Below are 24,637 nucleotides of genomic sequence, written 5' to 3'. Positions count from 1 at the left end.
CGTGATCGTGACCGTGCTCACGGTCGTGCGGGACTGAACTCCCAGCCTATTATGCGCGCCAGCCGTACGGGACCGACTCTACTGAACCGTTATCCCGCCGATCACTGTTTTGACTGCAGGTGGACCATCTGCAGAACCGTCGGCGGTTCCCTGGGAAATCACTGCCTTTGTCAGTTCGTCGAGTCCACTCGTGACCGTGCCGAGAACGGTGTATCCGCCGGCTTCGTCCGACGGAATCGTGGTGTCCTCGTACACGATGAAGAACTGACTACCCATGCTGTCACCGTTACCACCCTGGCGGGCCATCGCGATCGTCCCTGCAGGATAGAAGTCGTCCTGAGGCGCATTCTCGATCGGCCCCCAGCTATAGCCGGGACCGCCGCTGCCATCGCCGTTCGGGTCACCGCACTGCAGCACCCCGAACCCGTCCGTCGTCGTGAGGCGGTGGCAGGTCAGCCCGGCGTAGAAGCCCTCCTGGCTCAGGTACACCATGTTGGCCACACCTTGAGGGGCCGCAGCACCATCGAGTGAGATGCCGAGCGGAATGTCATTGATTGTCATCTCGCCTGTCCACTCGCGATTCTCGGCAAGAGAGGCATCCGGCTTTGTGTACTGCGACGCGGATGCTGTCGGAGTCGGAGTTGCACTCGCCTCGGGGTTGCCCGGTCCTTCCGTGAAGTAGAAGACCTGCGCGAAGCTCGCGCCGACGGCGACGAGGACGACGAGCACTCCGGCCAGCCAGTTGTCTCGGATGCGGCGTTTGCGTCGGTGATCGTGCACCGTCTGACGTGCTTGGAATGCGCGGAGCCGAGCGCGCTCGATGCGCGCCTTCTTCTCATCGTGCTTGCTTGGGGCCACAGATTCCTCCAACGTGATGACCGACGCCCTGATGCGCGGCCGGATTGCCGCGGATGAAGCCGCGACGCTACCCAGAAGAACTTTACGGGGGAGTTGACGCGCGGTGCAAAGCCTACCGTCTTGCCTGTCAGCCGCAGCCGGTAGCCTATCGGCATGGCGAACACCGGCACGGCGTATCAGCAGTCGAATGTGCCCCTGGCCGTCCGTATGCGCCCGCGGTCACTCGAGGAGGTCGCCGGTCAGAAGCACCTGCTCACACCTGGTTCGCCCCTCGTTGCCCTCGCCAGCGACTCCGCGGGTGTTTCTGGGTCGACGTCCGTCATTCTGTGGGGGCCGCCGGGGACGGGCAAGACGACGATTGCGCAGTCCATAGCCAATTCGTCAGGGCGCCGCTTCGTCGAACTTTCAGCAGTGACGGCCGGGGTGAAGGACGTCCGCCGTGTCATGGAAGAGGCGTTGAACAGCCGCGACCTGTACGGGCTGTCGACCGTCCTCTTTCTCGACGAGATCCACCGGTTCACAAAGGCCCAGCAAGATGCCCTTCTGCCCGGTGTGGAGAATGGCTGGGTGATCCTCGTCGCGGCGACGACAGAAAACCCGTCGTTCTCAGTGATCTCTCCGCTTCTGTCACGTTCGCTTCTCCTCACGCTTGAGCAGCTCAGTGATGACGATCTCGGCGAACTTGTCGATCGCGCAGTGCGCGACGAGCGTGGCCTGGGCGACCGCGTGGCGCTCGAAAGCGACGCCCGTGACGCCATCATCCGACTTGCCTCGGGTGACGCGCGTCGGGCCCTCACTGCACTCGAAGCTGCCGCTGTCTCGGCGTCTGCCGACTCCGATTCTCCCGTCATCACCGATGACGTCGTCGCTCAAGCCGTCGACCGAGCACTGCTGCGGTACGACAAGAACGGCGATGAGCATTACGACGTGATCAGCGCCTTCATCAAATCCATCAGGGGGTCAGATCCGGATGCCGCGCTGCACTACCTGGCCCGCATGATTGAAGCGGGGGAGGACCCGCGATTCATCGCCAGACGGATCGTGATCTCGGCCTCTGAGGATGTCGGGATGGCCGACCCGCAAGCACTTCAGGTAGCCGTCGCCGCCGCGCACGCCGTGCAGTTCATCGGTATGCCCGAAGGGCGCATCCCCCTCGCGGAGGCCGTGGTCTACCTTGCGACGGCAGCGAAGTCCAATGCCTCGAACATCGGTATCGACGAAGCCATCGCCGATGTCAGGAACGGCCGCATTGGGCGCGTTCCCGTGCACCTGCGCGATGCGCACTATCCGGGAGCAAAGCGGCTGGGCCATGGAAAAGGCTATGTATATCCTCACGACTCCGAACTCGGAGTGTCACGGCAGCAGTACCTTCCAGACGAGCTCCTCGACCGTCAGTATTATCGCCCGACGCAGCATGGACATGAACGGGAGGTGTCGTCGCGGCTCGCTAAGCTGCTGCGCATCATCCGCGGTACGGGGTCCTGACCTGCCCGTGTTAGGATATTCGTTGGCCTCAACCAGGCGAGCGCGTGCGGCTGCGTACTCGTCTGTGTTTACGGGAACCGTTCTGTAGCCGAACGTCCTGGCTGATCCCTCTGCCCTGCCGTGCGCTCGCGCGCACTCGCAAAGCACTGTTAGAGAATTCATACCGAAAGGACCCCGTGTCAAACACGTCCCGTTCCAAGACGCGCCTCTCGCGCGCCCTCGGCGTCGCCCTGACCCCGAAGGCCGCCCGCCACATGGAGAAGCGCCCCTATGCTCCCGGTGAGCACGGTCGCACCAAGCGCAAGGCCGACTCCGACTACGCCGTCCGTCTCAAGGAGAAGCAGCGTCTTCGCGCCCAGTACGGCATTCGCGAAAAGCAGCTCAAGATCGCCTTCGAAGAAGCGCGTCGCCGTCAGGGACTGACCGGTGAGAACCTCGTCGAGATCCTCGAGACGCGTCTCGATGCGCTCGTGCTGCGCTCGGGCCTCGCCCGTTCGACGGCCCAGGCTCGGCAGATGGTCGTTCACCGTCACATCCTCGTCGACGGCCAGATCGTCGACCGCCCCTCGTTCCGCGTGAAAGAGGGCCAGCTCATCCACGTCAAGTCGCGCAGCGAGTCGAGCGAGCTCTTCCAGGTCGCGGCAGCAGGCGGCCACGCCGAGGTTCTGCCGAAGGTTCCCGGTTACCTCGAGGTCGAGCTGGACAAGCTCCAGGCACGTCTCGTTCGTCACCCCAAGCGCGCCGAGATTCCCGTGACCTGTGAGGTCCAGCTGGTCGTCGAGTACTACGCAGCTCGCTGATCTCAGCACTCTGAGAGGGTCACGGTTCGCCGTGGCCCTCTTTAGTTTTGGGGCACTCCGTGACGCGCATACGCAGCGGGTAGGATTGTCGAGGACTTCGAGGAATATTCGACGAGGAGATGACGATGAAGAACCTGCTGTGGCTTCTCGTGGGGATCGCGACGGGATTCGTTGTCGCCCACAAGGTCAACCAGACCCAAGGCGGCCGCGAGTTCTTCGCCGATGTCGACGCCAAGATGCGTGAATTCACCGACACGGTGGCCGAGGCCTATCGCGAGCGCGAGATTGAGCTGCGCGAGACGATCGACTCTCTCGTCGAAGATGCCGAAGCGGCGATCGACGACCTCAACAAACGGTGAACTCCCGTCACATCACTCACGAACGAACGGACATATGAAGACTTCCGAGATCCGTCAGCGCTGGCTTGATTACTTCGGGGAGAGAGGGCACACGGTCGTTCCGAGCGCCTCTCTCGTGAGTGAGGACCCGACGGTGATGTTCACCATCGCCGGTATGGTGCCGTTCATCCCATACCTCACCGGACTGATCCCCGCGCCGTTCCCGCGTGCGACGAGTGTGCAGAAGTGCATCAGAACGAACGACATCGAAGAGGTCGGCAAAACACCGCGCCACGGCACGTTCTTCCAGATGAACGGGAACTTCTCGTTCGGTGATTACTTCAAGGAAGAGGCGATCGGCTTCGCCTGGGAGCTGCTGACGACGTCCGAGTCGGCCGGCGGAATCGGCTTCGATCCCCGGGATCTCTGGGTCACCGTGTACAAGGACGATGACGAATCGATCGCACTCTGGAAGCGCATTGCCGGGCTCCCGGACGAGCGGATCCAGAGACTGGACAAGGACACCAATTACTGGTCGACAGGTCACCCTGGGCCGGCTGGACCCTGCTCCGAGATCTTCTTCGACCGCGGCCCGGCCTACGGCGCAGACGGCGGCCCGGCGACGGACGACGATCGCTACGTGGAGATCTGGAACCTCGTGTTCATGCAGTACGCGATCGAGAATGTGCGCAGCAAGACAGAGTTCGACATCGTCGGCGAGCTGCCCTCGAAGAACATCGACACCGGGATGGGTCTGGAACGCGTTGCGTTTCTCACCCAGGGCGTCGAGAACATGTACGAGATCGACGAAGTGCGGCCCGTCCTCGACCGGGCAGCCGAGCTCTCTGGGCGCCGCTATGGCAGCGACCATGAAGACGACGTGCGCATGCGCGTCATCGCCGACCACGTCCGCTCGTCTCTCATGCTCATGAGCGACGGTGTCACACCGTCGAACGAGGGCCGCGGCTATATTCTGCGGCGACTTCTGCGTCGCAGCATCCGGGCCATGCGTCTTCTGGGAGTGGACGGGGCGACATTCCCCGAGCTCTTCGGCGCATCACGCGATGCGATGAAGGCGTCGTACCCCGAGGTGGAGCGCGACTACGATCGCATTTCGCAGGCAGCTTTCGGTGAGGAGGAGACCTTCCTGCGCACGTTGGCAAGTGGCACGACGATCCTCGACCTGGCCGTTGAGTCATCGAAGTCCTCGGGCCGTAAAACTCTCGCGGGCGATACGGCGTTCCTCCTGCACGACACCTACGGGTTTCCGATCGACCTGACCCTGGAGATCGCGGACGAGGCCGGACTCAGCGTAGATCGCGAGGCATTCGACTCGCTCATGACGCAGCAGAAAGAGCGTGCGAAGGCCGACGCGAAGAGCAAGAAGTCGCAGGTCGCCGATTTGAGCGTCTACAGCGCCTTTCGCGCCCTCGGGGAGACGCGCTTCCTCGGGTACACGGACCTGACGGCGGACACGCGCGTTCTGGGCATCATCGTCGACGGTTCGTCAGTCACGAGCGCATCCGAGGGCCAGACGGCAGAGGTCATTCTGGGTGAGACCGCCCTGTACGCGGAATCCGGTGGCCAGGATGCTGACCGCGGCACGATCGTGGGAAACGGCTTCGAACTGGAGGTGCGTGACGTGCAAAAGCCTGTCACGGGCCTGATCAGTCATACCGTACGCGTGACGCACGGCGTTGTCTCTGTCGATGCGCCAGCGACCACGCTCGTCGACGCCGACTATCGGCGCGGGGCTCGACAGGCTCACTCCGGAACGCACGTCATCCACGCTGCGCTCCGGGAGATCCTCGGACCCAATGCGCATCAATCCGGCTCCTACAACAAGGCCGGATATCTGCGCCTCGATTTCTCCTGGAACCAGGCGGTTTCGCGCGAAACGCTCACTGAGATCGAAGAGATCTCCAACAACGCTATTCGCGACAATCTTGACGTCGTCACACGTGAGATGCCGCTCGATGAGGCGAAGTCCCTCGGGGCGATGGCTCTCTTCGGTGAGAAGTACGGTGATGTTGTGCGGGTTGTCGACATCGGAGGGCCCTGGTCCCGCGAACTCTGCGCTGGCACTCACGTGTCGACGAGTGCGGAGATCGGCATGATCAATCTCGTGAGCGAATCGTCTGTGGGGTCAACCAACAGGCGCGTCGAGTCGCTCGTCGGTTTAGAGGCCTTCGACGACCTTGCTGCTGAGCGCGCGATTGTACGCGAACTGACCTCGTCGCTGAAGACTCCGCGCGAACAGCTGCCTGCGCGGATCTCAGAGCTGGTCTCCAATCTGAAGCAGGCGGAGAAGAAGATCAAGGAGTTCGAGTCTCGCGCACAGGCGCAGAGGATCCCCGATCTGCTCGCAACCGTTGACAATGTCGGACCAGTTCGCGTCGTCGCGCAAGAACTCGGCGATATGGGCTCGGCAGACGACGTGCGCTCGCTCGTCACCGCCATTCGCGAACGTCTCGGCAGCGACCCCGCCGTCGTGGCTCTCGCGGCGAGCGTGAATGATCGCCCGGTGATCATCGTCGCGACGAATGAGGGTGCTCGGTCTGAGGGCGTGCGCGCGGGACAGCTTGTGCGCACAGCGGCGGGGCTCCTCGGCGGCGGGGGCGGCGGCAAGGACGACATCGCTCAGGGTGGCGGTCAGGACAGCACGGCGATTACGGCCGCCCTGTCGAGCATCGTCACATCCCTTCAGGGGTGAGCGTGGGCGGCTTCCGCACGGGGGTACGTCTCGGCGTCGATGTGGGCAAGGCCCGCATCGGTGTTGCGCGGTGCGATCCCCTCGGCGTGCTCGCGACTCCCGTGGAGACTGTCGCGCGCGATGCCTCAGGATCAGCGGATATCGCGCGTATTGTGGCGATCGCCGACGAGCAGAATGCACTCGAGATCGTCGTCGGATTACCTCTGTCACTCTCCGGGTCCGACACGCCGTCGACCGATGATGCCGTCCAGTTCGCGGAACGACTCGCGGCGTCCTCGAGCCGTCCTGTACGGCTGGTCGATGAGCGCCTGTCGACAGTGACCGCGCATTCAGCGATGCGCGATACTGGCCGGACGCAGAAGCAGTCCCGTAAGATCATTGATCAGGTTGCGGCCGTTATCATTTTGCAACATGCCATCGACACGGAGAGGTCGATGTCCGTACCACCTGGAACCCGAGTGGAGACACCCCCGGAATCGTGAACTCGTATGCCCACTGACCCCACATCAGGCGATGACCCGCTTCGCCATCTGTTCAACGACGAACCCGACCCTGAGGCGCGTCCGCTCACACGACGTGAGCGGCGGACCCGCCGGGCGGCCGAGCAGGGCGACTCAGGCTCGCCCGCCTCGACTGACGAGCCCGTGGACGCTGACGCGTCACCGGCAGACGACACTGCACCCGCCAGTTCCGCCGCAGCCGCGGAGCTGGCGGCAGACTCCGAGCCGGGAGCCGAGCAAGGCGCCACAGGACCCCAGGCGGGCACTGCATCGCATCCGGCTGGGGATGATGGGGACGCTGTTGCGTCACCTGACCCCATCACCTCCAGCTTCGACCTGCTCGTCTCGCAATCGGTGACCGAGGACCGCACGGAACGTCGGCGACGAGCGAAGGAAGCTCGAACGACCGGACGGACCAAAAAGCGCTCGGGCATCATTCTGTGGACGATTCTGCCGATCGTCGTCGTTGCGGCGATTGTGGCCAGCGGATTCTACGTGTGGAACACTTTCGAGCCGCAGATTCGCAGCGTCATGGGCTGGGAAGAATCCAACGACTACGAAGGCAGCGGCACCGGAGAAGTCCTCATCGTCATCTCCGAGGGCGACACGGGCACGGATATCGCCGCCACGCTGAAAGACGAGGGCGTCACGAAGACGTCAGAGGTGTTCTATCAGCTTCTGCTCACCCAAAATCCCGAGCCGACGTTCCAGCCGGGGACGTATTCGCTCAAGAAAAAGATGAGCGCACAGGCAGCGCTCAGCGCGTTGCAAGACCCGGACAACAAGGTGGAGCGAACTGCTCTGATTCAGGAGGGTCTCTCTGGCGAGACGATCCTGACTCGGCTGAGCGACGCGACCGAGATTCCCGTAGATGATCTGCGCAAGGCGGCATCCGACCCGACAGACTTCGGCATTCCGGACTCCGCGCCGTCCATCGAAGGCTGGCTGTTTCCCGCCGTCTACGAGTTCGAACCCGACACGAGCGCGCACGACGTGATCCAACGGCTCGTCGACCGAATGATGCAGGCCCTGGACGAGGCGAATGTCGCCCCTGAAAATCGCGAGAAGGTTCTGACTGAGGCGTCGATCATCCAGCGCGAGGCCCGGCAGAAAGACGACTTCTACAAAGTTTCGCGTGTCATCCAGAACCGGCTGGAGGCGGGCATGAAGCTGCAGATGGACTCGACAGCACAATACGGTGTCGACAACGGCAGTGACTCCGTGTGGTCGAGCAAAGAGGCGCTCGAGTCGGACAGCCCGTGGAACACGTACAAGCACAAGGGGCTGCCTATCGGTCCCATCGCGAGCCCGGGCGACCTCGCAATTGACGCCGCCGTCAATCCGGCGGACGGTGACTGGCTCTATTTCGTCACCGTCAATCTCTCCACCGGTGAGACCGTCTTCTCGACGACAAATGAGGACCACGAGAAGGCCGTCAAGCAATTGCGAACGTGGTGCGAAGAGAACCCAGGGAACGGATGCTGATGGGGGACAGACTCGCTGTGCTCGGCTCGCCGATCGCGCACTCGAAGTCCCCTGCCTTACATCTGCGCGCCTACCGAGAACTCGGACGAGCATGGTCATACGATCGTCTGGAGATGCGCGAGGACAAGCTGGCGGCATTTCTCGCCGGCGCCGACGACTCGTGGCGCGGGCTCTCGCTCACGATGCCGCTCAAGAACGCGGCATTCGCGGCATCCGAGATTATCGACGATGATGCGCGGCTCACAGGGGCGGTGAACACGCTGCGGCTCGATGACGGCCCGCTCACAGGGTTCAATACAGACATCGACGGCATTGTGCGAGCCGTGCGCGCGGCCGGGCCCGAATCGCTCGAGAGCGCTCTCGTGCTTGGCGGAGGGGCGACGGCTGCCTCCGCCGTCGCCGCGGCGGCGCGGCTTGGTGCCCAGCACATTGACGTCGCCGTGCGGACACCCGAGCGAGCCGCGCATCTGATGCCGCTCGCCGAGACCGTGAACGTCGACCTCGAGATCAGGCGATTCCGCACGGATCCGGTCGACAGCCGACCGGACCTCGTGTTCAGCACACTTCCCGGCGGAACACCGGCCCCCGAGCAGTACCACCCCGACATGCGCGCGCACGCGCTTCTCTTCGACGCGGCGTACGCTCCCTGGCCGAGCGCTCTCGCCCGGGCTTGGCATGCCGACGGCGGCCGCGTCGTCAGCGGCCTGGCGATGCTCGTGCACCAGGCACTGCTGCAAGTGCGCATCTTCGATTCCGGGTCCCCGCGAATCCCGCTTGCCGACGAAGAGCGTGTCCTGACGGCCATGCGCGCGGCTGTCGACCTTCCTGCAGACGGGCTTGCCTGATCACTCGGCGTCACACGGTCACCAGAGCCCCGGTGCTGTGGAAAGATGGAGGCATGCTGCGTTGGCTCACGGCCGGAGAATCTCACGGCCCCGAACTCATTGCCGTGCTCGAAGGACTGCCCGCGGGAGTGCCCGTATCGCTCGAGAGCATTCGCGCTGACCTTGCGCGCCGCAAACTCGGGTATGGGCGCGGCAGCCGCATGAAATTTGAAGAGGACGAACTGACGCTCTCCGGCGGAGTCGTCCAGGGAGCATCACTCGGAAGCCCAATCGCGATCCGCATCGGCAACACCGAATGGCCCAAATGGGCCGAGGTCATGAGCGCCGAGCCCCACGAGCTCAGCGACAGATCGCGCGGCCGCGGTGCACCGCTCACACGCCCCCGACCCGGGCACGCCGATCTCGTCGGCATGCAGAAGTACGGATTCGACACCGCACGGCCCATCCTCGAGCGTGCGAGTGCCCGCGAGACCGCTGCGCGCGTCGCTCTCGGAGCGGTCGCCAAGACGTTCCTCGGCGAGCTAGGCATCTCCCTTGTCAGCCACACGCTCTCGATCGGTCCGGTGCGCGTCCCCGACGACGCGACGCTTCCGCACTCGGATGACGTCGCGACGCTCGACAACGACCCGCTGCGCTGCTTCGACCCCGACACCAGCCAGCGGATGGTCGCCGAGGTCGACGACGCCCGCAAATCGGGCGATACACTCGGCGGCATTGTCGAGGTGCTTGCCTACGGTCTTCCGCCGGGGCTTGGGTCACACGTGCACTGGGATCGTCGCCTCGACGGGCGACTCGCGCAGGCGCTCATGGGCATTCAGGCGATCAAGGGCGTCGAGGTGGGCGACGGCTTCACGACAACGACCCGCCGAGGCTCAGAAGCACACGACGAGCTCTACCCGGAGGACGGTGTCATTCACCGCACGAGTGATCGCGCGGGCGGCACCGAGGGAGGCATGTCGACAGGAACCGTTCTGCGGGTGCGAGCCGGCATGAAACCCATCGCCACGGTTCCGCGTGCGCTTCGCACCGTCGACGTCGTTTCAGGCGACGAGGCGACCGCCCATCATCAGCGTTCCGATGTGTGCGCGGTTCCGGCATCCGGCGTCGTCGCCGAGGCGATGGTCGCACTGGTGCTCGCGGACGCTGTGCTCGAGAAGTTCGGCGGCGATTCCGTTGATGAGACCCACCGCAACCTGACGAGCTACCTCGAGAACATCCCCGGCACCCTACGCACCGCTGCCGCTTCGGATGACACGCTCTGACGTGGCGGCACACCAGCTTCCACTCGTGCTCATCGGCCCCATGGGCTCGGGTAAGACGCGCGTCGGACGTCGCGTGGCGAAGGCGCTCGATGTGCGCTTCATCGACACGGACAAGGTCATCGCCGCGCAGCACGGCTCCATCACCGACATCTTCGAGACACACGGCGAGGCGCACTTCAGAACGCTCGAGCGACAGGCGGTTGCCGACGCACTCCGCGAGGAGGCCGTGGTTTCGCTGGGGGGAGGCGCCGTGCTCGACCCGGAGTCGCAGCGCGTGCTCGCGAATCACACGGTGATCGAGCTGACCGTCACGGCCGAGGCAGTGCTGGCACGGATGAACACGGCAAAGCGTCCGCTGTTGAAGGACGGCCCCGATGCCTGGCAGCGCATCTACGACGAGCGCCGAGAGATTTACAGTCGGCTCGCCACCGTCACGTTCGATACGTCGCACGTGGCGATTTCACGCATCGCCGATGACATCGCCGCGTGGGCACGCACGTGACTGACGAAGGAAGGACAGCATGACGGAGATCACCGAGATCATTGTCGACGGAACCACCCCCTACAGCGTGTCGATCGGCCGGGCGAACCGGCTCGATGTGGCGGCCCAACTGAGCGGGGCCGTGGCGAAGGTTCTGATCGTGCATCCGCCGACGCTGGCGGCGGCAGCTGAAGAACTGCGCGCCTCGCTCGCCGATGATCGGCAGGTTCTCCTCGCCGAGATTCCGGATGCTGAGGCGGGCAAACGTGTCGAAGTCGCTGCGTTCTGCTGGCAGATCATGGGCCAGGCGGACTTCACCCGCTCCGACGCCGTGATCGGCTTCGGCGGGGGAGCGGCCACGGATCTTGCCGGATTCGTTGCCGCCACCTGGTTGCGGGGCGTCGAGCTCATTCAGATTCCGACGACCGTTCTCGGCATGGTCGACGCCGCCGTCGGAGGCAAGACAGGCATCAACACGGCCGAAGGCAAGAACCTCGTGGGGGCTTTCCACGCTCCGCGTGCCGTCGTCGCCGACCTCGACACTCTCGAACCGCTGCCGCGCAACGACGTCCTCGCCGGATTCGCCGAGATCGTCAAGTGCGGCTTCATCGCCGAGCCCGAAATCCTCGACATCATCGAGAAGGACGTCTCGGCCGTCACCGACACCACGTCTGCGGCGTTCCGCCGCGTTGTGGAGCTCTCGATCAGCGTCAAGGCACGGGTCGTTGGCGAAGACTTCCGTGAGTCCGGGCTGCGCGAGATCCTCAACTACGGTCATACGCTCGGCCACGCGATCGAGCACACTGAGCGGTACCAGTGGCGGCACGGTGCCGCCGTGAGCATCGGGATGATGTTCGCGGCCGAGCTGTCACGGCTGGCCGGACGGCTCTCGGAGTCCGCCGTCGATCGTCATCGCAGCATCCTGAGCTCACTTGAGCTGCCGCTCGAATACCCGATCGGACGGTGGAAGACGCTGTTGGCCACGATGCAGCGCGACAAGAAAGCGCGAGCGGGGATGCTGCGATTCATCGTTCTTGACGACATCGCACGACCGACGGTGCTGCGTGCGCCTGACCAATCGCTGCTCTTCTCGGCGTATCAGGAAATCGGGTCATAGCTCTAGGCTGAAGGTATGACGCGCATCCTCGTTCTCAACGGACCGAACCTCGGTCGCCTCGGCACACGGGTTCCCGACGTCTACGGAACCCAGACACTCGATGACCTTCGCACCGTGCTGGCCGACGACGCGCCGGGCCACGACATCGATCTGCGACAGACCGATACCGAAGGGGAGATGCTGGGCTGGCTGCACGACACCATGGATTCCCAGACCCCCGTCGTTCTCAATGCGGGAGCCTGGTCACACTATTCCTACGCACTCCACGATGCCGTCGAAATGGTCACGACGGCCGGAGTGCCCGTGATCGAAGTGCACCTGTCGAACCCGCACGCACGCGATGAGTTCCGGCATACAAGCGTGCTGACCTCGGTGGCGACAGGAGTGATCGCCGGGTTCGGGTTCGACTCCTACCGTCTCGCTGTCGCTCAGCTTCTGCGCTGACGGGCGCGACACGCCTTTGGCAGGGCCCGTCCCGGCCGGTAAACTCATTCGTCGGGCCTGATTCTGCCCCTCATCTTCCACCGAACGGACATCCATTTCATGGCATCAACCGCTGACATCAAGAACGGCGCCGTCCTCAGCATCGACGGCAACCTGTGGAGCGTTATCGAGTTCCAGCACGTCAAGCCGGGCAAGGGCGGTGCGTTTGTGCGCACCAAACTCAAGAACGTCGTGTCGGGCAAGACGATCGACAAGACGTTCAACGCCGGAACGAAGCTCGACTTCGAGAACGTTGACCGTCGCGAGTACACCTACCTGTACAACGACGGTGACTCGTTCATCTTCATGGATCAGAGCGACTACGACCAGATCCAAGTCCCGGCGGCCATTGTCGGTGATGCCGCCAACTTCATGCTCGAGAATCAGTCGATCACCATCGCGATGCACGACGGCAACCCGCTGTACGTCGAGATGCCGGCATCCGTGATTCTTGAGATCACCTACACAGAGCCCGGCCTGCAGGGCGACCGGTCGACCGGCGGCACCAAGGGTGCCACCGTCGAAACCGGCTACGAGATCCAGGTCCCGCTGTTCCTCGAGACCGGAACCCGGGTGAAGGTCGATACCCGTACGGGCGACTACCTCGGCCGCATCAACGACTAGTGAGCGCACGGTCAAAAGCGCGCAAACGCGCCATCGATATCCTGTACAGCGCCGACGTCCGCCAGCAGGCCCCCGCCGACGCTCTTGCCGCCGAGGCGGCGCGCGCCGCAAGTGAGCCCGCACGCGAGGCATCCTGGCTCTACGCGCGAGACATCGTCGACGGCGTCATCGAGTCGTGGGCTGAGATCGACGAGCAGATCGAGACGTACGCACAGGGGTGGACGATCGCACGGATGCCCGCCGTCGATCGTGCGATCCTCCGCATCGGCGTGTGGGAGATCCTGCACAATCCGGACGTACCGACGGGTGTCGCCGTCAACGAGGCTGTGGAGTCGGCGAAGTCGCTCTCCACAGACGAATCTGCCGGATTCGTGAACGGCCTGCTCGGTAAGATCGCGGAGGCAGCGGGCGCTCTGTAATCACCGTGACGCGTCGTGCGATAACATCAGACGACGAACATCCTTTAACACCGTCCAGAGAGGCGGAGAAGGGAGTGGCTCAATGAGCCTGCGTACCGTGTTGCACGCGGCAGACATCTCTCGAGCGACGACCCGCATTGCCCACGAGATCATCGAATCGAACAAGGGCGCCGACCGCCTCGTCCTGCTCGGCATCCCCACCCGCGGAGTCGCCCTGGCTGACCGCATCGCCGCGTCGATCAGTTCGATCGCCGGCACTGCCGTCGCCGCCGGAGCACTCGATGTCACCATGTATCGCGATGACCTCGACAGGCATCCAACGCGCGCCCCCGCACCGACTTCCATTCCCGCCGAGGGGATCGATGGTGCGACGGTCGTGCTCGTCGACGACGTGCTGTATTCCGGGCGCACCATCAGAGCGGCTCTCGACGCGCTCGGCGACATTGGCCGGCCCCGTGCCGTGCGCCTCGCGACGCTCATCGACCGTGGGCACCGGGAGCTGCCGATCCGCCCAGACTTCGTCGGCAAGAACCTCCCCTCCGCAGTGCACGAACGGGTGAACGTGCACCTCATCGAGTACGACGGAGAAGACGCCGTCACGATCGAGGAAGCGGCTGACTGATGCGCCACCTGCTCAGCACGAAAGACCTTTCACACGGTGAGGCCGTCGACCTGCTCGACGTCGCCGAAGACATGGCCGCCACCCAGCAGCGCGAAGTCAAAAAGCTTCCCACGCTGCGCGGCAAGACCGTGGTGAACCTGTTCTTTGAAGACTCGACGCGAACCCGGATCTCGTTCGAAGCAGCGGCGAAACGGCTCTCAGCGGACGTCATCAACTTCAGTGCCAAGGGATCGAGCGTTTCGAAGGGCGAAAGCCTCAAAGACACGGCACAGACCCTCGAGGCGATGGGCGCGGACGCCGTGGTGATCAGACACAGCGCATCGGGCGCGCCGCGCACCCTTGCGTCAAGCGGATGGATCTCCGCCGGAGTCATGAACGCGGGCGACGGCATGCACGAGCATCCGACCCAGGCGCTCCTCGACGCATTCACGATTCGCAAGCGGACACACGGCGAAGCCAGCCGAGGCAAGGACCTTGCCGGCCTCCACGTCGCGATCGTCGGTGACATTGTGCACTCCCGAGTTGTGCGCTCAAACGTCTGGCTGCTCACCACGCTCGGGGCATCTGTCTCGCTCGTCGCCCCTCCGACCCTCGTACCTGTCGACGTCTCTACCTGGCCGGTGACCGTGTCGTACGACCTCGACGACGTACTGCGTGAGCAGCCAGACGCCGTGATGCTCCTGCGAATCCAGGCCGAACGGATGCACGACGCGTTCTTCCCGAACGCTCGCGAATACTCGCGCACCTGGGGACTGGACGACGAGCGTTTCGCCCGGCTGCCGCGGAGTACGATTGTCATGCACCCCGGACCGATGAATCGCGGTCTCGAAATCTCGGCGTCCGCCGCCGACTCAGCGCAGTCGACGGTTCGAGAACAGGTCACCAATGGAGTGTCGGTGCGAATGGCCGCGCTCTATCTGTTGCTGTCAGGCGAACGAGAGGATCTCCTGTGACACACCACACACTGCACATTGCGGGCGCCCGGCTCTCCGACGGATCGACAACGGACCTCCTTGTGACCGACGGCATCATCACCGAGACCGGCACCGTGTCAGCACCGGCCGACGCCCGGCGCATCGATGCCGACGGACTCCTCGCACTGCCCGGACTCGTTGACCTGCACACCCATCTGCGCGAGCCGGGCGCTGAGCAGAGCGAAACCGTGCTCACGGGAACGCGCGCCGCAGCAGCCGGCGGATTCACGGCGGTGTTCGCCATGGCGAACACATCGCCCGTCGCCGACACGGCGGGAGTTGTCGAGCAGGAGCTGGAGCTCGGGGCACGCGCGGGATACGCGACGGTACAGCCGATCGGCGCCGTCACGAGCGGGCTCGCGGGGGAGCGTCTCGCCGAGCTCGGTGCCATGGCAGCATCCCGGGCTCGAGTGCGGGTCTTTTCGGACGACGGCTTCTGCGTCTCCGATCCGCTGCTCATGCGCCGCGCGCTCGAATATGTGAAGGCATTTGACGGAGTCATCGCACAGCACGCGCAGGAACCCCGGCTCACGGTGGGAGCGCAAATGAACGAGGGTGCGCGCTCGGCCGAGCTGGGACTGACCGGGTGGCCCGCAGTGGCCGAGGAGTCGATCATCGCGCGCGATGTGCTTCTGGCTGAGCATGTCGGCTCACGACTGCACGTCTGCCATGTCTCGACCGCGGGAAGCGTCGAGGTCATCCGCTGGGCAAAGGCCCGCGGCATCCCGGTCACTGCCGAGGTCACGCCACACCACCTACTGCTCACCGACGACCTCGTCGCCGGATACGACGCCCGTTTCAAGGTCAATCCGCCGCTGCGCACCGATGAGGACGTCACAGCTCTGCGCGCCGCACTCGCTGACGGAACGATTGATATCGTCGCGACCGACCACGCGCCGCACCCCGCCGAGAGCAAGCAGTGCGAATGGGATGCTGCTGCCAACGGCATGGTCGGGCTCGAATCCGCTCTCCGGGTGGTCCATGACGCCGTTGTGAGTTCGGGTCAACTCGGCTGGACCGATGTCGAACGTGTGCTCAGCTCAGAACCGGCGCGGATCGGGCAGCTTGGCGGGCAGGGCGAACCGCTCGTCGTCGGAAGCCGCGCGAACATCGTGCTGTACGACCCGGAGGCAACAAGCGCATTCACCACCGACTCGCTTCGGGGACGCAGCGCGAACTCGCCGTACCTGGGCCGCTCCTTGCCAGGTCACGTCGTCACGACGATCCACAATGGCCGACTCACGCTTCACGATGGATCTCTCACGCCTCCGGAGCAGGTTGCCGAGGAGGGAGCGTACCGTGGATAAACTCGTTCCCGGCTTGATCATCGTGGCGATCGTCGTGCTCGTCTTTGCTGTCATGTGGCGATCCTGGCGACGACGGGCCTCGACCGACGCGGCACATGGCGTTGATGGTATTCCCGAGGGCTACGCCTCCGACCAGGATTTCGCGATCCAGTATGTTGCCACAACGAAGGCCGACCAGCCTCTCGAACGGCTGGCTCTCCCCGGCCTCGGCTTCCGTGGCTACGCACGCCTCAGTGTCGCCGCCGTCGGCGCATCGATCACGGTCACGGGTGAAGACGCTGTATTCCTCCCCGCGCCCTCGTTGCGCGGCATCGACACAGCACACGTCACCATCGACCGGGCGGTCGAACCCGGCGGGCTCGTTCGCATCTCCTGGACACTTCCAGACGGCATCCCGTGCGACAGCTACGTGCGCGTCATTGACCCGTCGGACCAGCGGCCCGCACTGGACGCGCTGCAGCGCGTCATCCCCACTCACCGAGCACAATCGGACTCTGAAAGCGAAAGCAAGGCATGACCACAACATCACAGTTCCGTCCCCAGCCCCCCGCGGTTCTCGTGCTTGAGGACGGCACCCGCTTCGCCGGTGACGCCTATGGAGCGACGGGAACCACTCTGGGAGAGGTCGTCTTCGCCACCGGAATGACGGGATACCAGGAGACCCTCACCGACCCCTCATACGCCGGTCAGATCGTCATCATGACCGCACCACACATCGGCAACACGGGGGCAAACACCCCCGACAAGGAATCGTCGAAGATCTGGGTCTCCGGCTTTGTCGTCCGGGACCCGTCTCGTGTGGTGTCGAATTTCCGTGCAGAGACGAGCCTCGACGACGAGCTTGAGGTCGACAAGATCGTCGGCATCTCGGGTATCGACACGCGCGCCGTGACACGACGCATCCGTTCCGGAGGGGCGATGCGCGCGGGAATCTTCTCCGGCGACGATCTGACGCTGTCCGACTCGGAACAGCTTGAAGTTGTCCGTGCGAGTGCTCAGATGACGGGACTCAGCCTCTCAGCCGAAGTCTCGACGCGTGAAAAGTACATCCTGCCGGCCGAAGGAGTGCGCGTAGGTACCGTTGCCGTTCTCGACCTCGGGGTGAAGACGTCAACCCTCCGTTACCTGTCTGCGCGCGGATTCGACGTACACGTGCTTCCGGAAGACGTGTCGAGCGATGACATCCTCGAGCTTGCCCCCAACGCGCTGTTCTACTCCAACGGTCCCGGCGACCCTGGTGCATCAGAGCGGCATGTCGAGATCCTGCGTGACGCCCTTCGAGCGGGGATTCCGTACTTCGGCATCTGCTTCGGCAACCAGCTGCTCGGCCGCGCCCTCGGCTTCGGAACGTACAAGCTGCCGTTCGGGCATCGCGGAATCAACCAGCCGGTTCTCGACACCTCGACCGGCCGCGTCGAGATCACCGCGCACAACCACGGCTTCGCCGTCGACGCGCCCCTCGAGGGCATCAGTGAATCCTCCGAAGGGTTCGGTCGCGTCGAAGTCAGCCACTACGACCTCAACGACAATGTGGTAGAAGGTCTCAACTGCCTCGACATTCCGGCGTTCAGTGTCCAGTATCACCCCGAGTCTGCTGCCGGACCACATGACGCCATGTACCTCTTCGACCGATTCCGCGACATGGTCATCGCACGGAACAATCAGTCAGCTACACCGAACAACGCGGGAGACGACAACTAATGCCGAAGCGCGACGACATCAACAGCGTCCTGGTCATCGGATCAGGCCCCATCGTGATCGGCCAGGCCTGCGAGTTCGACTACTCGGGCACGCAAGCGTGCCGTGTCCTTCGCGAAGAGGGGGTCCGCGTGATCCTCGTGAATTCCAACCCCGCGACGATCATGACTGACCCCGATTTCGCCGACGCCACGTACGTCGAGCCGATCTCCTGGCAGGTCATCGAGACAATCATCGCGAAAGAGAAACCCGACGCGATCCTGCCGACGCTGGGAGGCCAGACGGCTCTCAACGCCGCAATCGAGCTGCACGACAACGGCATCCTCGAAAAGTATGACGTGGAGCTGATCGGCGCGAGTTTCGAGGCGATCCACAAGGGCGAAGATCGCCAGGTCTTCAAGGACCTCGTCATCGAGTGCGGTGCGGACGTTGCGGCGTCGAAGATCTGCCACACCATGGACGAGGTGCTCGAAGGGGCGGAAGAGCTCGGCTACCCACTCGTCGTGCGCCCCAGTTTCACCATGGGCGGCCTGGGCTCGGGCTTCGCCTTTGACGAGGAAGATCTCCGCCGCATTGCGGGTGCTGGAATCCACGACTCGCCGACACACGAAGTGCTCCTTGAGGAGTCCATTCTCGGGTGGAAAGAGTATGAACTCGAGCTCATGCGCGATGCTTCGGACAACACGGTCGTCGTCTGCTCGATCGAGAATGTCGACCCGGTCGGCGTTCACACCGGCGATTCCATCACCGTCGCTCCGGCGCTGACCCTGACCGACCGCGAGTACCAGAACCTCCGTGACATCGGAATCGACATCATCCGCGCGGTGGGCGTGGACACCGGTGGCTGCAACATCCAGTTCGCCATCGATCCGAGTGATGGTCGGGTGATCGTCATCGAGATGAATCCCCGTGTCTCTCGCTCCAGTGCCCTCGCGTCCAAAGCGACGGGCTTCCCGATCGCGAAGATCGCCGCAAAGCTCGCCATCGGATACAACCTTGATGAGATCCCGAACGACATCACTCAGGTGACACCGGCCAGCTTCGAGCCGACGCTTGACTACGTCGTGGTGAAGGTTCCGCGGTTCGCGTTCGAGAAGTTCCCGGCGGCCGACCCCACACTCACGACCACAATGAAATCCGTGGGCGAGGCGATGGCGATCGGACGCAACTATGCAACAGCGCTACAGAAGGCGCTCCGCTCGCTCGAGAAGCGCGGCTCGTCGTTCCACTGGGGAGACGAGGAGCGCACCGTCGATGAGCTTCTCGCCGAGATCGCCACACCGACAGACGGCCGCATCGTGCTCGTGCAGCAGGCAATGCGCAAGGGAGCCACAGCAGCGCAGATCTTCGACGCGACGAAGATCGACCCGTGGTTCATCGACCAGATCGCCCTCATCAACGAGGTTGCCGAATACGTGCGCGCGGCACCGATGCTCGACGGCAACGTCATGCGCGTCGCGAAGAACCATGGATTCTCTGACGCCCAGATCGGCCAGCTGCGCGGATTCGCCGCCGAGCAGGTGCGCGAGGTGCGGCATCTCCTCGGTGTCCGACCCGTATTCAAGACCGTTGACACCTGCGCAGGCGAGTTCCCCGCGCTGACGCCGTACCACTACTCGAGCTACGATGCCGAGACGGAAGTCGAGCCGAGCGACCGCCGCAAGGTCGTGATTCTCGGCTCCGGCCCCAACCGAATCGGCCAAGGCGTCGAGTTCGACTATTCGTGCGTCCACGCATCGTTCGCTCTGCGAGATGCCGGGTTCGAGACGATCATGATCAACTGCAACCCGGAGACCGTCTCGACGGACTACGACACCAGCGACAGGCTCTACTTCGAGCCGCTCACCCTCGAGGATGTCCTCGAAGTGATCGATGCGGAGTCGGCGTCAGGCGAGCTTGTCGGTGTGATCGTCCAGCTCGGCGGCCAGACGGCGCTGAGTCTCGCCGATGGGCTGAAGGCCAACGGCATCCCGATTCTTGGCACATCCCCCGAAGCCATTGAATCGGCGGAAGAACGGGGTCAGTTCTCGCAGATTCTCGAAACGGGCGGACTACTGGCACCGCGCAACGGCACCGCCACCAACGAAGCCGACGCTCTCGCCGTCGCAGACGACATCGGCTACCCGGTCCTCGTCCGGCCCAGCTTCGTGCTCGGCGGGCGCGGCATGGAGATCGTCTATGAGCGCAGCGCGCTCGTCGACTACTTCCGCCGCATCGCCGACCAGGGGATCGTCGGACCGGACCACCCGCTGCTCGTTGACCGTTTCCTCGACGATGCCATCGAGATCGACGTCGATGCGCTCTATGATGGTGAACGCCTCTACATCGGCGGCATCATGGAACACATCGAGGAGGCCGGTATCCACTCCGGTGACTCAAGCTGCACGCTGCCTCCCGTCACACTCGGCACCGTGCAGATCGATGCCGTCCGAGAGGCCACACATGCCATCGCCACCGGCATCGGCGTCCGCGGCCTGCTCAACGTGCAGTTCGCCATCGGCCAAGGCGTCCTCTACGTTCTCGAGGCGAACCCGCGCGCATCACGGACCGTGCCGTTTGTGTCGAAGGCTTTGGGGATACCGCTTGCGAAGGCGGCGGCTCTCGTCATGACCGGATCCACCGTTGATGATCTCATCCGCAGCGGGCTCATCCCGGAAAACGACGGGTCGCGCGTGCCGCTGGATTCTCCGGTCTCGGTCAAGGAGGCCGTTCTGCCGTTCAAGCGATTCCGCACCCGCGACGGTCGCGTCGTCGACTCCATCCTTGGGCCGGAGATGCGTTCGACGGGTGAGGTCATGGGAATCGACAAAGACTTTCCGACCGCGTTCGCAAAGAGCCAGGAAGCGGCGTACGGCGGTCTTCCCCTCGAAGGAACCGTCTTCGTGTCCGTCTCCGATGGGGACAAACGCTCTGTTGTGCAATCCGTGCTTCGGCTTCACGAACTGGGTTTCGCGATCATCGCCACCGAGGGAACAGCCGGCGTGCTCACCCGCTACGGCGTCCCCACGCGGACCGTTCGCAAGGTCAGCGAGGGAGGCGAGAGCATCGTTGATCTCATCGACCGCAACGAGGTGGACATCGTCGTGAATACGCCGAGCGGCAGTTCGGCCCGCGCAGACGGCTATGAGATCCGCGCCGCAGCAGTCGCTGCGGACAAGCCCCTGTTCACGACCGTCGCCGAACTGTCGGCCGCCGTCGCCTCCTTCGGTGCGATACGCGCGGGATTCACCGTGACGAGCCTTCAGGAGTATCAGAGTGCTCGGGATCTCGTCGGATGACCGTCGCATTCGGCGAGAGGCTCGCATCGGCTCGTGACGCGTATGGACGCCTGTGCCTCGGCATCGACCCCCACGCACACCTGCTGGCGTCGTGGGGGCTTGACGACACCGCAGGCGGCGCGCGCGAGTTCGGGCTGCGCGCCGTCGACGCGGCGGCGGGAACCGTCGGGATCGTCAAGCCACAGGTGGCATTCTTCGAACGATTCGGTTCGGCGGGCTACGCGGCCCTCGAGGACGTCCTCGCTGCCGCCCGCGCGGCCTCGCTGCTGATCATCGCCGATGTCAAACGCGGCGAGATCGGCTCGAGCATGCTCGGCTACGCCTCGGCATGGCTCACTCCGGGATCTCCGCTCGAAGCAGACGCGGTGACGCTCAACCCGTATCTGGGTGTCGGTGCACTTGACGAGACGTTCTCTGCAGCGTCTCGCGTCGGCAAGGGAGCGTTCGTCCTTGCGGCGACGTCGAACCCAGAGGCCGCGGCCCTGCAGCGCGCTGTCATGGCTCACGGCGGCACCGTCGCGCACGACATCACCTCGCAGGTCGCGAGTTGGAACAGCACGCATGCCGAGGGGGCCGTCGCCGACATTGGCATCGTCGCCGGCGCAACTCTCGATTTGAGCAGCTTCGGCATCGACACACGGGCTCGCACACCCACTCTTCCCGTGCTCGCACCCGGCTTCGGCTTCCAGGGAGCACAAGTGAGCGATGCGACAGAGATCTACGGTCAGCTGTCTCCCGGGGTGATCGTGAGCGAATCGCGAAGTATCCTGTCAGCGGGGCCTGATGACATTGCGCGCGTGGCCGCACAGCGCGCCACAGAAGTGAGGGAGTCCTTTGTCTGAACCGTCGCATCGGCGTCCACCCGAGGTGGATCGCCAGGCAGCATCCCGAGCCGCCGTCGCCGCGCGAAGAGCACGCGCCGCAGTGAAGTCCGATATCGCGCGCGGGCACCGCTCCGCTCTTGACGTACTCTCCGCAGGATTCGCCGATCCCGAGGGCGTCGAGGGCCGCATGCGCATCACTGACCTTTTGATCAGTGTTCCCGCCATTGGCGCGACGAAGCTCGAGCGCATCCTGTCTGATCTGCGCATCTCCAAGGCCAAGCGCATCGGAGGTCTCGGCGTGCATCAACGCGAACGCATCACCGCCTTTCTCACGAAGCGCGAGTCGACGAACAGATCCCGTCGACGCAGCCGCCTCGTCGTCCTTGCCGGCCCCACCGCGGTCGGCAAGGGAACCGTCGCGTCGTATATTCGCGACAACCACCCAGACGTGCTTCTCAGCGTCTCCGCCACCACCCGCGCTCCGCGCCCCGGCGAAGTCGACGGCGTCAACTACTACTTCGTCGACGACGCCGAGTTCGACCGCATGATTGAGTCGGGCGAGCTTCTCGAGCACGCGACAGTGCACAACTCCTACCGCTACGGAACTCCGCGGTCGCCGATTGACAAGGCGCTGGCCGAGGGACACAGTGTGCTTCTCGAAATCGATCTGCAGGGCGCACGCCAAGTACGCGCGCGGATGCCGGAAGCCACGCTGGTGTTTCTGCTCCCACCCAGTTGGGATGAGCTGGTGCGCCGCCTCGTCGGACGAGGGACAGAGGATGCTGTCGAGCGAGCGCGCCGCCTCGACACCGCGAAGGTCGAATTGGCCGCTCAAGACGAGTTCGATGTCCGCATTACGAACACCACAGTCCGCGAAGCAGCCGAAGACGTCGTAGAATTGATTAAGACTCGCGGCCGGGGCCCACGACGGGCACACCATGACGCTGCATCAACCGCCGCCAACACCACACGAGGAGTGTGACAAGACTTATGGCTGACAAGCTCAAGGGGATCATCGATCCGCCGATCGACGAACTGCTCTCGAAGGTCGACTCGAAGTACCAGCTGGTGATTTTCGCGTCCAAGCGGGCGCGCCAGATCAACGACTACTACGCGGATCTGCATGAAGGCAGCCTCTTCGACAACGTCGGGCCGCTCGTCGACTCGACGGTAGACGACAAGCCTCTCTCGGTTGCACTGCACGAGATCAACGAAGACAAGCTGGTTCTGCGCCCGCTCGCCGAATAGTTTTCATCGGAATGTCGGTGGTGCAGCTGATGCTGGAACCACCGACATTTCTTTGCGCAGACACGATACCGTAGGGATCCCCATGACTGAATTGCGACTCTTCACCTCTGAATCCGTCACTGAGGGGCACCCTGACAAGATCTGTGATCAGATCTCTGACAGCATCCTCGATGCACTGATCACGAAGGATGTCCGGAGCCGTGTCGCCGTCGAAACCATGGTCACGACGGGACTCGTGCATGTCGCCGGAGAGGTGTCGACGTCGGCATACGTGGAGATCCCTGCGATCGTCCGCGATGTGATCCGCAACATCGGGTACACCTCAAGTGAGACGGGCTTCGACGCTGACTCCTGCGGGATCGAAGTCTCGATCGGCTCGCAGTCGAACGACATCGCCCAGGGCGTCAACGACGCGTTCGAAACTCGCGAACAGTCGTCGCTCGACCCGTATGACCGGCAAGGCGCCGGTGATCAGGGGATCATGTTCGGGTACGCCACGAATGAGACGCCCGAGCTCATGCCCATGCCGATCTGGATCGCCCACCGGCTGTCCGAGCGGCTCACCGCTGTGCGCAAGACCGGTCAGCTCGACTATCTGCGCCCCGATGGGAAGACACAGGTCACCGTCGGCTACGACGGCGATGTTCCGCGCGCGGTCACGGCGATCGTGCTCTCGACCCAGCATGCGCCGCACGTGTCAACGGAACAATTGCGCCGTGAGGTTCACGACGCCGTCATCGCTCCCGTTCTCGCGCCGCTCGATCTCGACACCTCGTCGTACGAGCAGTACATCAACCCGACGGGCACGTTCGTTCTCGGAGGCCCCAAGGGCGATGCGGGCCTCACCGGGCGCAAGGTGATCATCGACACATACGGCGGTGCCGCCCGGCACGGCGGGGGAGCGTTCAGCGGCAAAGACCCGTCGAAGGTGGATCGGTCAGCGACCTACGCGATGCGCTGGGTCGCGAAGAACGCCGTCGCTGCCGGGCTCGCCGACCGCATCGAGGTCCAGGTGGCCTACGCCATCGGCAAGGCCACGCCCGTCGGCCTGTACGTCGAAACGTTCGGAACGGGGCACGTTCCGGACGACACCATTGTGGCGGCGATCCGAGAGGTCTTCGACCTGCGGCCTGGCGCCATCATCGACCAGCTCAATCTGCTGCGCCCCATCTACGCTCAGACCGCCGCGTACGGGCACTTCGGCCGTGAGCTTCCCGACTTCACGTGGGAGACCACCGACCGAGCAGATGACCTTCGGGCAGCATCCGGGCTGTGA

Annotated in this window: 24 protein-coding genes; 23 read left to right on the top strand and 1 reads right to left on the bottom strand. The window is 64.1% G+C overall.

The genetic code is table 11. From position 1 onward, the window contains the following. Positions 1-78 precede the first annotated feature (78 nt). Positions 79-858 (bottom strand): peptidylprolyl isomerase, encoded by a 780-nt coding sequence (locus OK352_RS14970; RefSeq protein ID WP_265142310.1) that lies wholly within the window; start codon positions 856-858, stop codon positions 79-81. 153 nt (positions 859-1,011) lie between these two features. Here OK352_RS14970 and OK352_RS14965 point away from each other — a divergent pair, with 153 nt between their 5' ends. The 23 genes from OK352_RS14965 to metK all read left to right on the top strand — a co-directional run bounded on the left by OK352_RS14965 (position 1,012) and on the right by metK (position 24,637). Continuing rightward, positions 1,012-2,343, top strand: a complete 1,332-nt coding sequence (locus OK352_RS14965; RefSeq protein WP_265142309.1) for a replication-associated recombination protein A — start codon at positions 1,012-1,014, stop codon at positions 2,341-2,343. 176 nt (positions 2,344-2,519) lie between these two features. Continuing rightward, on the top strand, positions 2,520-3,143 hold the full coding sequence (gene rpsD, locus OK352_RS14960; RefSeq protein WP_265142308.1) for a 30S ribosomal protein S4: 624 nt from the start codon (positions 2,520-2,522) through the stop codon (positions 3,141-3,143). A 125-nt stretch (positions 3,144-3,268) separates the two neighbouring features. Next, positions 3,269-3,502, top strand: coding sequence for a hypothetical protein (locus OK352_RS14955; protein WP_265142307.1), 234 nt, complete (start codon positions 3,269-3,271; stop codon positions 3,500-3,502). A 34-nt stretch (positions 3,503-3,536) separates the two neighbouring features. Continuing rightward, positions 3,537-6,194, top strand: a complete 2,658-nt coding sequence (alaS, locus tag OK352_RS14950; protein ID WP_265142306.1) for an alanine--tRNA ligase — start codon at positions 3,537-3,539, stop codon at positions 6,192-6,194. A 2-nt stretch (positions 6,195-6,196) separates the two neighbouring features. After that, positions 6,197-6,676, top strand: coding sequence for a Holliday junction resolvase RuvX (ruvX, locus tag OK352_RS14945; protein WP_265142305.1), 480 nt, complete (start codon positions 6,197-6,199; stop codon positions 6,674-6,676). Between the two features lie 6 nt (positions 6,677-6,682). Then, positions 6,683-8,179, top strand: a complete 1,497-nt coding sequence (gene mltG, locus OK352_RS14940) for an endolytic transglycosylase MltG (protein WP_265142304.1) — start codon at positions 6,683-6,685, stop codon at positions 8,177-8,179. Continuing rightward, positions 8,179-9,024 (top strand): shikimate dehydrogenase, encoded by an 846-nt coding sequence (locus tag OK352_RS14935; RefSeq protein WP_265142303.1) that lies wholly within the window; start codon positions 8,179-8,181, stop codon positions 9,022-9,024. The genes mltG and OK352_RS14935 overlap by 1 nt, the downstream gene beginning before the upstream one ends. A gap of 53 nt (positions 9,025-9,077) precedes the next feature. Continuing rightward, complete coding sequence (gene aroC, locus OK352_RS14930; protein ID WP_265142302.1) at positions 9,078-10,286, top strand: chorismate synthase; 1,209 nt, start codon at positions 9,078-9,080, stop codon at positions 10,284-10,286. 1 nt (position 10,287) lies between these two features. Further along, the gene (locus OK352_RS14925; protein ID WP_265142301.1) at positions 10,288-10,788 is read left to right on the top strand and encodes a shikimate kinase; all 501 of its coding nucleotides are present in this window, start codon (positions 10,288-10,290) and stop codon (positions 10,786-10,788) included. Between the two features lie 19 nt (positions 10,789-10,807). Beyond that, the gene (aroB, locus tag OK352_RS14920; protein ID WP_265142300.1) at positions 10,808-11,884 is read left to right on the top strand and encodes a 3-dehydroquinate synthase; all 1,077 of its coding nucleotides are present in this window, start codon (positions 10,808-10,810) and stop codon (positions 11,882-11,884) included. A gap of 15 nt (positions 11,885-11,899) precedes the next feature. Beyond that, positions 11,900-12,328, top strand: a complete 429-nt coding sequence (locus tag OK352_RS14915; protein WP_265142299.1) for a type II 3-dehydroquinate dehydratase — start codon at positions 11,900-11,902, stop codon at positions 12,326-12,328. 99 nt (positions 12,329-12,427) lie between these two features. Next, positions 12,428-12,991 (top strand): elongation factor P, encoded by a 564-nt coding sequence (gene efp, locus OK352_RS14910; protein WP_265142298.1) that lies wholly within the window; start codon positions 12,428-12,430, stop codon positions 12,989-12,991. After that, a complete protein-coding gene (gene nusB / locus OK352_RS14905) occupies positions 12,991-13,410 on the top strand; it encodes a transcription antitermination factor NusB (RefSeq protein ID WP_265142297.1) in 420 nt (139 codons plus the stop codon). The genes efp and nusB overlap by 1 nt, the downstream gene beginning before the upstream one ends. Before the next feature lie 82 nt (positions 13,411-13,492). Continuing rightward, entirely contained in the window at positions 13,493-14,032 is a 540-nt protein-coding gene (pyrR, locus tag OK352_RS14900; protein ID WP_265142296.1) for a bifunctional pyr operon transcriptional regulator/uracil phosphoribosyltransferase PyrR, read from the top strand. Continuing rightward, a complete protein-coding gene (locus OK352_RS14895; RefSeq protein WP_265142295.1) occupies positions 14,032-14,985 on the top strand; it encodes an aspartate carbamoyltransferase catalytic subunit in 954 nt (317 codons plus the stop codon). Before pyrR ends, OK352_RS14895 begins: the two co-directional genes overlap by 1 nt. After that, positions 14,982-16,313, top strand: coding sequence for a dihydroorotase (locus OK352_RS14890; RefSeq protein WP_265142294.1), 1,332 nt, complete (start codon positions 14,982-14,984; stop codon positions 16,311-16,313). Before OK352_RS14895 ends, OK352_RS14890 begins: the two co-directional genes overlap by 4 nt. Further along, positions 16,306-16,830, top strand: a complete 525-nt coding sequence (locus tag OK352_RS14885; RefSeq protein WP_265142293.1) for a PH-like domain-containing protein — start codon at positions 16,306-16,308, stop codon at positions 16,828-16,830. The genes OK352_RS14890 and OK352_RS14885 overlap by 8 nt, the downstream gene beginning before the upstream one ends. After that, on the top strand, positions 16,827-18,014 hold the full coding sequence (carA, locus tag OK352_RS14880) for a glutamine-hydrolyzing carbamoyl-phosphate synthase small subunit (RefSeq protein WP_265142292.1): 1,188 nt from the start codon (positions 16,827-16,829) through the stop codon (positions 18,012-18,014). The genes OK352_RS14885 and carA overlap by 4 nt, the downstream gene beginning before the upstream one ends. Next, entirely contained in the window at positions 18,014-21,289 is a 3,276-nt protein-coding gene (gene carB / locus OK352_RS14875; RefSeq protein ID WP_265142291.1) for a carbamoyl-phosphate synthase large subunit, read from the top strand. The genes carA and carB overlap by 1 nt, the downstream gene beginning before the upstream one ends. Then, positions 21,286-22,131, top strand: a complete 846-nt coding sequence (pyrF, locus tag OK352_RS14870) for an orotidine-5'-phosphate decarboxylase (protein WP_265142290.1) — start codon at positions 21,286-21,288, stop codon at positions 22,129-22,131. The genes carB and pyrF overlap by 4 nt, the downstream gene beginning before the upstream one ends. Then, a complete protein-coding gene (gene gmk / locus OK352_RS14865) occupies positions 22,124-23,095 on the top strand; it encodes a guanylate kinase (RefSeq protein ID WP_265142289.1) in 972 nt (323 codons plus the stop codon). The genes pyrF and gmk overlap by 8 nt, the downstream gene beginning before the upstream one ends. 8 nt (positions 23,096-23,103) lie before the next feature. Further along, entirely contained in the window at positions 23,104-23,361 is a 258-nt protein-coding gene (rpoZ, locus tag OK352_RS14860; protein ID WP_265142288.1) for a DNA-directed RNA polymerase subunit omega, read from the top strand. An 82-nt stretch (positions 23,362-23,443) separates the two neighbouring features. After that, positions 23,444-24,637, top strand: a complete 1,194-nt coding sequence (gene metK / locus OK352_RS14855; protein WP_265142287.1) for a methionine adenosyltransferase — start codon at positions 23,444-23,446, stop codon at positions 24,635-24,637.

The sequence above is a fragment of the Microbacterium sp. MPKO10 genome (assembly GCF_026107415.2).
GTDB lineage: Bacteria > Actinomycetota > Actinomycetes > Actinomycetales > Microbacteriaceae > Paramicrobacterium.
Note: the sequence above shows the minus strand (reverse complement) of the source record. Positions and strands in the feature narration are given on the sequence as shown.

Bases quoted from the DNA above. Each gene is read 5' to 3' on its own strand.
- OK352_RS14965 (WP_265142309.1), top strand. From the start codon at position 1,012: ATGGCGAACACCGGCACGGCGTATCAGCAGTCGAATGTGCCCCTGGCC.
- OK352_RS14955 (WP_265142307.1), top strand. From the start codon at position 3,269: ATGAAGAACCTGCTGTGGCTTCTCGTGGGGATCGCGACGGGATTCGTT.
- alaS (WP_265142306.1), top strand. From the start codon at position 3,537: ATGAAGACTTCCGAGATCCGTCAGCGCTGGCTTGATTACTTCGGGGAG.
- mltG (WP_265142304.1), top strand. From the start codon at position 6,683: ATGCCCACTGACCCCACATCAGGCGATGACCCGCTTCGCCATCTGTTC.
- OK352_RS14935 (WP_265142303.1), top strand. From the start codon at position 8,179: ATGGGGGACAGACTCGCTGTGCTCGGCTCGCCGATCGCGCACTCGAAG.
- aroC (WP_265142302.1), top strand. From the start codon at position 9,078: ATGCTGCGTTGGCTCACGGCCGGAGAATCTCACGGCCCCGAACTCATT.
- aroB (WP_265142300.1), top strand. From the start codon at position 10,808: ATGACGGAGATCACCGAGATCATTGTCGACGGAACCACCCCCTACAGC.
- OK352_RS14915 (WP_265142299.1), top strand. From the start codon at position 11,900: ATGACGCGCATCCTCGTTCTCAACGGACCGAACCTCGGTCGCCTCGGC.
- efp (WP_265142298.1), top strand. From the start codon at position 12,428: ATGGCATCAACCGCTGACATCAAGAACGGCGCCGTCCTCAGCATCGAC.
- pyrR (WP_265142296.1), top strand. From the start codon at position 13,493: ATGAGCCTGCGTACCGTGTTGCACGCGGCAGACATCTCTCGAGCGACG.
- OK352_RS14895 (WP_265142295.1), top strand. From the start codon at position 14,032: ATGCGCCACCTGCTCAGCACGAAAGACCTTTCACACGGTGAGGCCGTC.
- carA (WP_265142292.1), top strand. From the start codon at position 16,827: ATGACCACAACATCACAGTTCCGTCCCCAGCCCCCCGCGGTTCTCGTG.
- carB (WP_265142291.1), top strand. From the start codon at position 18,014: ATGCCGAAGCGCGACGACATCAACAGCGTCCTGGTCATCGGATCAGGC.
- pyrF (WP_265142290.1), top strand. From the start codon at position 21,286: ATGACCGTCGCATTCGGCGAGAGGCTCGCATCGGCTCGTGACGCGTAT.
- rpoZ (WP_265142288.1), top strand. From the start codon at position 23,104: ATGGCTGACAAGCTCAAGGGGATCATCGATCCGCCGATCGACGAACTG.
- metK (WP_265142287.1), top strand. From the start codon at position 23,444: ATGACTGAATTGCGACTCTTCACCTCTGAATCCGTCACTGAGGGGCAC.